Source organism: Mesorhizobium sp. 2RAF21 (genome assembly GCF_052115345.1).
Taxonomy (GTDB): domain Bacteria; phylum Pseudomonadota; class Alphaproteobacteria; order Rhizobiales; family Rhizobiaceae; genus Mesorhizobium; species Mesorhizobium terrae.
In genome coordinates this window covers 230,641-241,851 of the sequence record NZ_JBFRGM010000012.1, presented here as the reverse complement: position 1 = coordinate 241,851, position 11,211 = coordinate 230,641, and the positions used below count along the sequence as shown (strand labels likewise).

Sequence of the window (11,211 nt, the reverse complement as noted above, 5' to 3'; positions counted from 1 at the left end):
CCCGTGAATATCTCAAGCCGTCGAACCGGCTCCTCGTCCCTGGACTTAAGCGTAAGCTCTGAAATCGTCATGTGTCGAAGCCCTCAAAGGCTCCGAGCATCGTGGCTCATGACCACGCGCGAAAGGTGGTGCCGCAACAGCGCTCACTAGCCATCTGGGAGTTTGTGATGTAGAAGCGCGCCGCCGCCCACCACAGAAGAGTTTCGACCCTTGAGTGCTTTGTCAGACAAATGCCTGCTGATTACGGGAGGAACCGGATCGTTCGGCAACGCAGTCCTTCACCGCTATCTGGCGTCTTCGGTTGCGGAGATTCGGATTTTTAGCAGAGATGAGAAGAAACAAGACGATCTTCGTAAGGCGTTCAGCAGCAAGAAACTAAAGTTCTATATTGGCGACGTGCGCGATTACGGAAGTATCCTTACAGCTACCCGCGGTGTGGATTATATTTTCCACGCTGCTGCGCTGAAGCAGGTTCCGTCTTGTGAATTTCATCCGCTGGAGGCCGTTAAGACAAACGTTCTCGGTACAGAGAACGTGCTGGAGGCGGCTATAGCAAACAAGGTAAGGAAAGTCGTCTGCCTTTCCACGGACAAAGCCGTCTATCCGATCAATGCCATGGGGATTTCGAAAGCCCTGATGGAAAAGGTTATGGTGGCTAAATCCAGAAACCTTGACTCTCGCGAGACGATCGTTTGCGGTACCCGTTACGGCAATGTGATGGCCTCACGTGGCTCGGTCATTCCGCTGTTCGCCGACCAGATTGGCTCGAGCAAGCCTATCACGATCACCGATCCGGGGATGACCCGTTTTATGATGACGCTGGCCGATGCCGTTGACCTCGTGGCTTATGCCTTCGATCGGGGAGGCAACGGTGACATCTTCGTCCAAAAAGCCCCCGCAGCTACGATAGGTACGCTTGCGACGGCCCTTTGCGAGCTCTTAGGTCAGCGAGAATATCCGGTCGAAGTAATTGGCACCAGGCATGGTGAAAAGCTATTCGAGACATTGCTGAGCCGCGAGGAGTTGGCGGGTGCTGAAGATCTGGGAGATTACTACAGAATCCCACCAGATTTGCGCGACTTGAATTATTCAAAGTATGTTGAAATGGGAGAAGAGCAAATCTCTCGATCAGAAGAATACAACTCCCATAATACGCGACGCCTTGATGTGCCCAACATGAAGGAATTGCTGATGAAGCTTGACTTCATACGCGAGTTAATGGCTGGGAACCGGCCTCGTCCGGAGGAATAATTGAAAAAAATCGCAGTCACGGGGTGTCGCGGCTTTATTGGTCAAAATTTGGTGCGGCGTCTCGAAGAATTAGGCTTCGAGATAGGGCGCATTTCCCACGATGATGATGACGTCTCGGTACGTGCAGCTCTAGCCGGCTCGTGTGCTGTGTTTCATCTGGCGGGTGTTAATCGACCAACCGATGAGGTCGAGTTTCAATCCGGCAATGTCGGCATGACTCAAAGGCTGATTGGTCTTCTTCGGGAAGACCAAATGCGCCTGCCGGTCATCTATGCTTCTTCAATTCAGGCTGAGCGCAACAATTCTTATGGCAGAAGCAAGCGCCAGGCGGAAGAATTGGTGGCTGCGTTCGGTCGAGAGCAGATGACGGCGGTCCACATCTTTCGATTGCCTAACGTCTTTGGGAAGTGGGCTAAGCCGAACTACAATTCGGTTGTTGCCACATTTTGCTACAACCTTGCTCGAGATTTGCCCATCGTTGTCAACGACCCCGAAGCGCCCTTGAGGCTGGTCTACATAGATGACGTAGTGGATGCATTCATTGCTTTATTGGATGATGCCGAGAGTGCCGTCCGCGACGGTGTGGTCAAACCGGAATATGTGACAACAGTAGGTTACGTCGCGGCTCTTATTCAAAGCTTCCGCGACAGCCGCCGTACCTTGTTAACCGATGCAGTGGGATCTGGGTTAATACGTGCGCTCCATGCGACGTACTTGAGTTATTTACCTCCTGCCGAATTCAGCTACACGCTGAAGAGTAATACCGATCCACGCGGAGCTTTCGTGGAGGTTCTGCGCACGGTCAATTGCGGGCAATTTTCTTATTTTACCGCTCACCCAGGAGTGACACGAGGCGGGCACTACCATCACACCAAGACCGAGAAATTTCTTGTTGTGCAGGGCAAGGCTCGATTCGGGTTTCGTCATATTTTGACCGGCGAGAGGTTCGAGGTGTTTGCGTCCGGTAGTGAGCCGATGGTGGTGGAGACGGTGCCTGGCTGGGTGCATGATGTAACGAATATCGGCGACCAAATGATGATTGTTCTGTTGTGGGCCAACGAGCTGTTCGATCAGAGCCGGCCTGATACCATCGCAGCGAAGGTATAGTTGTTATGTCTAAGATGAAGGTCGTGACGGTTGTCGGCACGAGACCGGAAATCATTCGTCTTTCCCGCGTTTTGGCTAAACTCGACGAATACTGTGATCATCATTTGGTCCACACCGGGCAAAATCATGACTACGAGCTGAACGAGATTTTCTTCGAAGATTTGGGCGTAAGGCGCCCAGACGCATTTCTCGGTGCAGCAGGTGCGAATGCTGCTGAAACGATTGGCAACGTGATCATCGGCTTTGATCGGTATTTGGCAAGTCATCACCCAGACGCCTTGCTGGTTCTAGGTGATACGAATAGCTGCCTTGCTGCAATTCCAGCGAAGCGACGAAAGATCCCAATTTTTCACATGGAGGCTGGTAATCGTTGTTTCGATAGCCGTGTTCCCGAAGAAATCAATCGACGTATCGTCGATCATACAGCCGACATCAACCTGACCTATTCGGATATTGCGCGCGAGTATTTGCTAAGAGAGGGGCTTCCACCTGATCGTATTATTAAGACTGGTAGCCCAATGCTGGAAGTGCTCTCATATTATAGAAAAAACATACAGAACTCAAGTATTTGCGAACGGCTTTCTTTGACGCCCGGGAAGTATTTCGTCGTCAGCGCACACCGCGAGGAGAATATAGATACTGAAAATAATTTCAGTAAGTTAGTCGATATGTTGAATGCAGTGGCGGTTCGTTTTGATGAGCCGCTTATCGTGTCGACACATCCGCGTACTCAAAAACGCATTGATGCTGTGAATGCTCGCTTCCACAAAAACGTTTGCCTGATGAAGCCTCTGGGTTTCTTCGACTATGTGCGGCTGCAGCAAGACGCAAGAGCGGTGCTGTCTGACAGCGGAACGATTACCGAGGAGTCGTCCATTCTGAACTTCCCAGCCCTCAACATTCGAGAGGCGCACGAACGGCCGGAAGGGATGGAGGAAGGTTCGGTTATGATGTCCGGTTTGGGCAAAGAACGGGTATTGCAATGCCTTGACATTCTTGGAACGCAATCGCGTGGGGAGAGGCGTGACCTTAGGCTTGTTTCGGATTATTCGGTGACCAACGTTTCTGACAAAGTGGTGCGTATCATCCACAGTTACCGTGACTACGTTCGTCGTGTGGTCTGGCGCGAAAACAGCTAATTCAGAACTTAACGAATGGTTGAAAAGACGCTCGAGGTGTCATGGGGATGCCCAAAAATGGCAGAGGCGCCCTACTGGCTCCCTGAGGTGCGGTATGCCTAAAAGTGACAATCCGCCTTCTAATCGCTCCTTGCGCATTCTCGTTGTCAGTCAATATTTCTGGCCTGAGAATTTTCGTATCAACGATCTTGTTGATGCGCTAGCGGTCCGTGGTCATGAGATTACCATACTGACGGGGAGCCCCAACTATCCCGACGGCGTCGTCTTCAGTGATTTTGCCGCTACGCCGGCGAAATACTCCAGCTATAAGGGTGTACCCGTCTTTCGGGTTCCGATGGCTGCCAGGGGAAGTGGCGCATTCCGTCTGGTGTTAAACTACATAACCTTTGCTGTTTCTGCGGCGATAATCGGTCCGTTGAAATTGAGAGGCCGCAGTTTCGATGCTATCTTCGTATTCGAGCCATCACCAATAACAGTTGGATTTCCAGCGATTGTCCTGCGAAGGTTTAAGCGCACGCCGGTCGCCTTGTGGGTTCTGGATCTTTGGCCAGAATCGTTGTCTGCAGTTGGCGCTGTGCGTACCCCCACTGTTCTTCGGTTGGTGGGACGCCTCGTTTCATTTATTTATCGACGTTGTGACTTGATATTAGCGCAGTCTCGCCGCTTTATTCCAGAGATTCAGCGGCGGTGTGGGTCCGTTCCAGTAGTTTACTTCCCCAATTGGGCTGAAGATACATTTGCAGCGACCGATGCGATTCCTGCGCCTGAGATTCCAGCCGCGGCTAACACATTCGATATTGTGTTTGCTGGCAATATAGGAGAGGCGCAGGATTTCCCTGCCATATTGGATGCTGCAGACCTTCTGAGGGATGAGCCTGTTCGTTGGCTTATTGTGGGAGATGGCAGGAAACTCGAATGGGTGCGTCGTGAAATCGCAGTCCGTGGCCTCGGCGATAAGGTGTTGTTGATCGGAAGGTTCCCTGTTGAGCGTATGCCCGAGTTTTTTGCCGCAGCAGATGCGCTTTTGGTATCTTTACGCAGTGAGCCGATCTTTGCTCTGACAATACCCGCAAAACTCCAAGCCTACCTAGCGGCCGGCATACCGATATTGGCGATGATCGATGGCGAAGGCGCTGACGTAGTGCGCGATGCGCAGGCAGGCTTAGCTTGCGCGGCCGGTGATAGTGCTGGCCTCGCAGAGGCCGTCAAGGCTATGGTCGCATTACCCGAGGCCGAAAGGTTCTCCATGGGGCAAAGAGGGCAAGAGTTTGCAAGACGGGAGTTCAGTCGCGATATGCTGATCGAGGCACTCGAGCACTGGCTCGGTGCCTTGAGTGAAAAAGTTACAAGGTAGGTACAAGGGGCCAATGGATGATCGTCGTGACTGGCGCTTCCGGTTTCGTGGGTAATGCACTCTGCCAGGAGTTGTCTCAACGCAATATCGATTTCCGACCTGTGAGCCGCAGCGGAAAAAGCTCTACGTCTGTCGGAGACATCGACGGCACCACCGATTGGCGACGCGTCCTACAAGAGGCCGATGCGATCGTTCATCTGGCTGCTCGTGTACATGTGATGAAAGACGATGCGGTCGATCCATTGGCAGCTTTCCGCGAGGTCAATGTCGATGGAACCGTGAACCTCGCCAAGCAAGCTGCGATGGCGGGGGTCAAGCGGTTCATTTACATGAGTTCCATAAAGGTAAATGGGGAGGGGACTGAACCTGGGCGACCATTCACGACCGAGAGCCCTCCCTCACCGAGGGATCCATATGGTATCTCAAAATGCGAAGCTGAAAACCTCCTCTTTGCTGTGGGCGCACAGCACGGGATGGAAGTGGTCGCCATTCGCCCGCCTTTGGTCTATGGACCAGGCGTTAAGGCAAATTTCCGCGCAATGATGACGTTGGTCCAGCGGGAGGTTCCATTGCCGTTGGCTTTGGTCGACAACCGTCGCAGTCTTACCTACGTGGAGAACTTAGTTGATCTCATCATCTGCTGTCTCACCCACGATCAAGCTGGAGGGAAAGTCTTCCTAGGTGGCGACGGAACTACGTTATCCACACCGCAATTAATGCAGAGTCTCGCTCGAGCCATGGGGCTGAATGCTCGCCTTTTTCCTGTGCCTGTTTCTCTTCTGAAATCCGCTGCGGCGCTGTTTGGTAAACGGGATATGGCGCAGCGATTGCTTGGCTCGCTGGAAGTGGATATCACCGCGACAAAACAACATCTGAATTGGGTTCCTCCAATCTCACTCGATGAAGCCATGAAGCGAACCACCGCCGCCTTCCTGGAACACAGGCTGTAATCTTGAAAACCCTCGCAATCATTCCCGCGCGCGGCGGCTCTAAACGATTGCCCGGTAAGAACATCAAATCGTTCGCAGGTGTGCCACTTATTGTGTGGTCGGTTCGGTTTTCGCAGTCGATTAAGTGGTTCGATCGCATCGTTGTTTCCACTGATGATCCGGAGATCGCGTCAGTTGTGGTCTCGCATGGTCTCGATGTGCCGTTTCTTCGGTCAGCAGAGTTGGCTACAGATACCGCCACGACAGTGGATGTTGTGTTTGATGTTCTGCAGCGCGAGCGTGCCGAAGGGCGATCTTACGACTTTGTAGCGTTACTACAGCCGACTTCACCGGTTCGGCGAGCAGAACGCTGGGAAGCGGCGAGGATGCTGTTGAATAACGACGATTGCCAAGCCGTTATCGGTGTGGCTCATGCTCGAAATCATCCCTCTCACCTGTTCGATTGGCAGTCTCCCCCCTCTCTGGTGCCATTCACTGACAACCAGGAGCGGTTGCTTCGCAGCCAGGATCTGAGTCCAGTCGTCTACATTGCTGGCAATCTTTATCTGGCACGTACGAGTGTGCTGGAAAGTGGTCGGACATTTTTCCCTGATAAGACTTTTGGGGTGCTATGCGATGGTCCGTGTGAGTCAATCGACATTGACACGGAGGACGATTGGATCATGGCGGAAGCCCTGGCGCAAAGATATGGTGAACAACCATGAGGGCGGTGCGCAAGGTTTGCTATGTTACTGGTACTAGGGCTGACTTTGGCCTTATGAAATTAACACTTGAACGTATTCATGGAAGCAGCGCACTTGATCTCAGCCTCCTTGTTACGGGCATGCATCTCTCGACGCGATACGGATTGACAGTAAGGGAGATTGTGGCGTCCGGATTGCCCATCGGCGCTCAGGTTGAGGTCGAAGACGATATACCTTCTGGTCCGCTAATGGCTCGGAACATCGGGCGGATGTTGGTGGGATTTGTCGATGCGCTGGAAGTCGAGCGACCTGACATCGTTCTCTTGCTTGGTGATCGGGGGGAAATGTTGGCTGCCGCTATCGCCGCGCTGCATCTGGGGATTCCCGTCGCGCATGTACATGGCGGCGAGCGTTCAGGGACCGTTGACGAGCCTGTGCGCCACGCTATTTCCAAACTGTCGCGTTTCCACCTGACAGCTACCGAAGAAAGTAGGCAACGGCTTGTGTCAATGGGAGAACCTGCTTCTCAAATATCGGTGGTCGGTGCCCCTGGACTGGATGGCTTGACAGAGATTGCTACGAAGTCGCGAGAGCAAATTTGTGCAGATTTCCATTTGGAGGCTGCCGGGAAGATCGCACTTCTCCTTTATCATCCGGTTGTTCAAGAAGCGGCGACGGGAGGGGCAGATATTGCCAGGATCATCGCAGCATTGCGTGCGTACCAGTTTCAAATCCTGGCTTTGATGCCAAATTCCGACGCAGGCAGTGATGAAATTCGGAAGGTGCTCGACGAAGCATCCAGGAGACACGAGATCAAGGCAATCACGCATCTTGCTCGATCGGATTTTGTCTCAACGATGAAAGAGGCCGACCTCATGATCGGCAATTCCAGCAGTGGCATTATTGAGGCGGCCAGCTTTGGAACGCCGGTGGTCAATATTGGATCTCGGCAAAATCTACGACAGCGAAACAGCAACGTGATTGATGTGAAGCCGACGGAAGATGCGTTAAATTCCGCACTTGAATTCGCTCTCAAGAAAAAGCGGTTCGCCAAGTCGAATGTTTACGGTGACGGCAGCGCGAGTATGCGAATTGTTAGTTTTCTTTCTTCTGTGCGACTGGACGCATTGAGCCTTGTCAAAGAAAATACGTACTGAGATGATAAATCTTGTGGGGGCTGGCGGTCACTCGTTAGTGGTTATAGATTCTTTGCTTGCTGGTGGCTGGAGTCTGGAACATATTTGCTTGTGGGATGAGGACGTCAGCAGGACGACCAGCAAGCGCCTCGATATCCAAGTTCGTCTTTTTGACCCATCTTTGCTTTCTGGGCAGCCGTATCACGTTTGTATTGGCAATTCTAAAGCACGTGCGAATTTGGTTGAGTGTCTGGACTCGAAGGGAGGATACACTCAGTCTATTTATCATCCGGCGACCTCTATTGCTGGCAGTGCAAAAATCGGTCCGGGGACTTTTCTAGCTTCTGGAGCCATAGTTGGGCCTCTGGCACATATCGGCCGAAGCGTCATCGTGAATCATGGCGCCGTCGTCGATCACGAGTGCACTGTGGGTGATTTCTCCCATATAGCTCCGGGCGCTACGCTCGGCGGCAATGTCCGTGTGGGGGAGGGCGTACTGGTTGGAGCTGGAGCGAGTGTTTTGCCTGGGATACGAATCTGCGATGGAGCGGTCGTTGGTGCGGGAGCGGTGGTCGTTGCTGATATCGCGCAACAAGGTGTCTATGCGGGGATACCTGCCAATCGGATTGGATAGGGGTTTTGGGCGTGGATATTTCGAAAATCGCCATTGGCAGAGATGCCACACTTCATGATGCGCTAGCCTTGCTCGACCGAACGGCGACGGGCGTTCTGCTTCTCTCATCGGCAGATGAGCGTTTTGAGCGAACGGTCACCGACGGAGATATCAGGCGCCTTTTGCTTGATGGAGCGAATCTGAACGACACGCTCTCTCTGCTTTCCGATCGTCAATCGGTCACCTTGCAATTAGGCTACACTCGTCGCGAAGCGTTGTTGTTGATGCAGGCCAATGTGGTGAACCATCTGCCTGTCGTTGATGACAACGGCAAAGTTGTTGAACTCGTCGAAAGATCAAAGATCGATCAGCCGGTCTTGTTATCGACCCCACATATGGGGGAGAGCGAGATCGAGTTTGTCACCGAAGCATTTCGGACAAATTGGATCGCGCCGCTAGGGCCAAATGTAGATGCTTTCGAAATCGAGCTGGCTGAAAAATTGGGGATCGCAAACGCCGTTGCTCTGAGTTCGGGTACTGCGGCGATCCATTTGGCCTTGCGCCTGTTAGATGTTGGGCCGGGGGACTATGTCTTTTGTTCGACGTTAACTTTTGCAGCCAGCGTTAATCCGATCGTTTACCAGGGTGCTGAGCCAGTCTTGATCGATTCCGAGCCAGAGAGCTGGAACATGTCGCCACAAGCGCTTGAACGCGCCTTGGAGGTGGGCAGAAGAGAAGGCAAACTTCCGAAAGCTGTTATTGTCGTTAGCCTGTACGGTCAAAGCGCCGATATGGATCCTATTGTTGAGCTGTGCGACCGGTTTGATGTTCCGATCATAGAGGATGCAGCAGAGTCCTTGGGCGCTACCTACAAAGGCAAGGCTTCGGGAAGCTTTGGTCGCATGGGTATATATTCCTTCAATGGTAACAAGATCATCACCACGTCGAGCGGGGGGATGTTGGTTACCGAAGAGAAGGCGTTTGCTGATAGGGCTCGCTTCCTCTCAACTCAGGCGCGAGATCCTGCGCCGCACTACCAGCATTCGACGATCGGCTACAATTATCGAATGAGCAATATTCTTGCGGGCGTCGGCCGTGGGCAGTTAAAGGTACTCGAGCAACGAGTGAGCGAACGCCGCAGGATATATGAAACGTATCGCAAAGAACTATCCGACATCGAGTGGATTGAATGGATGCCGGAGCCCGCTTGGAGCTATTCTACTCGCTGGTTGTCAGCTTGCACGCTTCAGCAGGGCGGGAGCAACCGATCAGCGTCGGCGCTTATTCAATATCTTGCAGGTGAATTGATCGAAGCGCGCCCCATCTGGAAGCCCATGCATCTGCAGCCTGTTTTCTCAGACTGTAGTTTTTTTGCGCATGGCAACCAGCCCATTTCAGACCGGTTGTTCGATACGGGGCTCTGTCTTCCGTCTGGGTCAAACATGTCTGAGCAGCAACTCGAACGGACGATAAACGCAATTCGTCGCTACGCGCATGCGTAGCGACATTTGTTCGAGAGGTGGCTTTCTGCGTTTTCCCGCATTATGATTTTAGGAAAGCTTTGAGGAGCGATTGACCTGCTGCAGCGCTGCGCTCCGGATGAAATTGAACCCCCACAACGTTGTCTCTCCGGATCGCTGCCGTTATCGCAACTCCATCGTAGTCTGTGTAGGCAATCCGCTGGGCTGGATCATTCGTTTGGCAATGGTACGAATGGACGAAGTAAACGGCGGCGCCAGTTGTCTCCATAGCAGATAGAGGCGCTGTTTCCCAGCCGCCGCCCGTATGGTGGTCGGTTTTCAACGTGGCCCAGCCGATATGTGGCACACGCAAGTGGCTACGATCAGGAGTCTGATCGGGTATACGCTCTACCTGCCCCTCTATGAATCCCAATCCTTGGTATGTGCCGAATTCCGTACTTTGGTCCATTAGTACTTGCATGCCGATGCAGATTCCAAGAAATGGCCTGCCGGTCTCGACAAAAGCCCTTAAGGTCTCGTCAAGACCTCGTTGGCGCAAGGCTTCCATGGCGCGCGCAAAGGCGCCCACGCCTGGTAGGATTACACGGTCAGCATGACGAATCTGGGATAAATCTCCTGTTAGCTCAGCGCTTCCACCAACTTGCCGGATGGCATTGCACACTGAGAATACATTGCCGATCCCATAGTCGACGACGACGGTTTTGCCGCTCATGCCGCCACCATAGTCTGTGTAGAACGCACCGGGACGCCGGCTGCAACACAACTTTCCTTCAAGTCTTGTATCGACAATTGATTCATATGAAGCGTCTTGGCGACAGCAACGGCGCTCACGTCGGGATTCTGGAGTACATTGATAACGTGTCCAACGGTCCCGACTCCCCCTGACGCTATCACTGGAATGTCGACTTCCCGTGCAACAGTTGCGATCAGATTTTCATCCATTCCGCGACCAGTTCCATCCTGGTCGATCGAGGTAATCAACAACTCGCCAGCGCCAAGCCTCTGGCCCTCAACAGCCCATTTGACGACATCCCGTCCACTGCGATTGCGACCGTTGTCCGTCATCGCCTCCCAGCCGCCTGCCGGCTGTCGTTTCGCCTCGATCGAGAGAACCGTAGCCTGCGACCCGTAGGTGTCGGATATTGCCCGCAGGATATCCGGATCGATTGTGGCGGCCGTGTTTATTGCCACTTTGTCTGCACCCACCGCAAGAAGATCGTGCACCGCTTTCAGATTGCGTATGCCCCCTCCAACGGTAATAGGAATGAACACTTCCGAGGCGACATTGCGCACGATACTCGAAAGATTGTTGCGATCATAAAGGCTTGCCACTACATCCATGTATAGCAACTCGTCCGCACCCTGTTCATAGTATTGTCTAGCGCGCTCTTTGGGGTCTCCCATCTTTCGCCATCCCTCTAGATGGACACCTTTTATGAGATGTTCCATCTTAACATCGAGGCGTGCAATCAATCGTCTATTCACCGGCAGGGCCCC

Annotated in this window: 11 protein-coding genes; 9 read left to right on the top strand and 2 right to left on the bottom strand. The window is 52.9% G+C overall.

Translation table 11 applies throughout. The features are described from left to right. The first annotated feature begins 219 nt into the window (after positions 1-219). The 9 genes from AB4136_RS21215 (at position 220) to AB4136_RS21175 (ending at position 9,735) form a co-directional block, all read left to right on the top strand. A complete protein-coding gene (locus tag AB4136_RS21215) occupies positions 220-1,251 on the top strand; it encodes a polysaccharide biosynthesis protein (RefSeq protein ID WP_024925202.1) in 1,032 nt (343 codons plus the stop codon). Then, positions 1,252-2,358 carry a UDP-2-acetamido-2,6-beta-L-arabino-hexul-4-ose reductase gene (wbjC, locus tag AB4136_RS21210; protein ID WP_024925203.1) on the top strand — a complete coding sequence of 369 codons (1,107 nt, stop codon included), beginning with the start codon at positions 1,252-1,254 and terminating at the stop codon, positions 2,356-2,358. A gap of 5 nt (positions 2,359-2,363) precedes the next feature. After that, positions 2,364-3,497, top strand: a complete 1,134-nt coding sequence (gene wecB / locus AB4136_RS21205; RefSeq protein ID WP_024925204.1) for a non-hydrolyzing UDP-N-acetylglucosamine 2-epimerase — start codon at positions 2,364-2,366, stop codon at positions 3,495-3,497. A 94-nt stretch (positions 3,498-3,591) separates the two neighbouring features. Beyond that, entirely contained in the window at positions 3,592-4,851 is a 1,260-nt protein-coding gene (locus tag AB4136_RS21200) for a glycosyltransferase family 4 protein (protein WP_051504853.1), read from the top strand. Between the two features lie 17 nt (positions 4,852-4,868). Further along, a complete protein-coding gene (locus AB4136_RS21195) occupies positions 4,869-5,801 on the top strand; it encodes a UDP-glucose 4-epimerase family protein (RefSeq protein ID WP_024925206.1) in 933 nt (310 codons plus the stop codon). Positions 5,802-5,803: 2 nt separating this feature from the next. Next, positions 5,804-6,505, top strand: coding sequence for an acylneuraminate cytidylyltransferase family protein (locus AB4136_RS21190; RefSeq protein WP_024925207.1), 702 nt, complete (start codon positions 5,804-5,806; stop codon positions 6,503-6,505). After that, entirely contained in the window at positions 6,502-7,641 is a 1,140-nt protein-coding gene (neuC, locus tag AB4136_RS21185) for a UDP-N-acetylglucosamine 2-epimerase (protein WP_036254894.1), read from the top strand. The genes AB4136_RS21190 and neuC overlap by 4 nt, the downstream gene beginning before the upstream one ends. Position 7,642: 1 nt before the next feature. Then, a complete protein-coding gene (locus tag AB4136_RS21180) occupies positions 7,643-8,254 on the top strand; it encodes a NeuD/PglB/VioB family sugar acetyltransferase (RefSeq protein WP_081766932.1) in 612 nt (203 codons plus the stop codon). 11 nt (positions 8,255-8,265) lie between these two features. Then, positions 8,266-9,735, top strand: a complete 1,470-nt coding sequence (locus tag AB4136_RS21175) for an aminotransferase class I/II-fold pyridoxal phosphate-dependent enzyme (protein ID WP_036254910.1) — start codon at positions 8,266-8,268, stop codon at positions 9,733-9,735. 40 nt (positions 9,736-9,775) lie between these two features. Here AB4136_RS21175 and hisH read toward each other — a convergent pair whose 3' ends face one another. After that, complete coding sequence (hisH, locus tag AB4136_RS21170) at positions 9,776-10,426, bottom strand: imidazole glycerol phosphate synthase subunit HisH (RefSeq protein ID WP_024925211.1); 651 nt, start codon at positions 10,424-10,426, stop codon at positions 9,776-9,778. After that, positions 10,423-11,187, bottom strand: coding sequence for an imidazole glycerol phosphate synthase subunit HisF (gene hisF, locus AB4136_RS21165; RefSeq protein ID WP_244431225.1), 765 nt, complete (start codon positions 11,185-11,187; stop codon positions 10,423-10,425). The genes hisH and hisF overlap by 4 nt, the downstream gene beginning before the upstream one ends. Between the last annotated feature and the right edge of the window lie 24 nt (positions 11,188-11,211).

Bases quoted from the DNA above. Each gene is read 5' to 3' on its own strand.
- wecB (WP_024925204.1), top strand. From the start codon at position 2,364: ATGTCTAAGATGAAGGTCGTGACGGTTGTCGGCACGAGACCGGAAATC.
- AB4136_RS21200 (WP_051504853.1), top strand. From the start codon at position 3,592: ATGCCTAAAAGTGACAATCCGCCTTCTAATCGCTCCTTGCGCATTCTC.
- AB4136_RS21195 (WP_024925206.1), top strand. From the start codon at position 4,869: ATGATCGTCGTGACTGGCGCTTCCGGTTTCGTGGGTAATGCACTCTGC.
- neuC (WP_036254894.1), top strand. From the start codon at position 6,502: ATGAGGGCGGTGCGCAAGGTTTGCTATGTTACTGGTACTAGGGCTGAC.
- AB4136_RS21180 (WP_081766932.1), top strand. From the start codon at position 7,643: ATGATAAATCTTGTGGGGGCTGGCGGTCACTCGTTAGTGGTTATAGAT.
- hisH (WP_024925211.1), bottom strand. From the start codon at position 10,426: ATGAGCGGCAAAACCGTCGTCGTCGACTATGGGATCGGCAATGTATTC.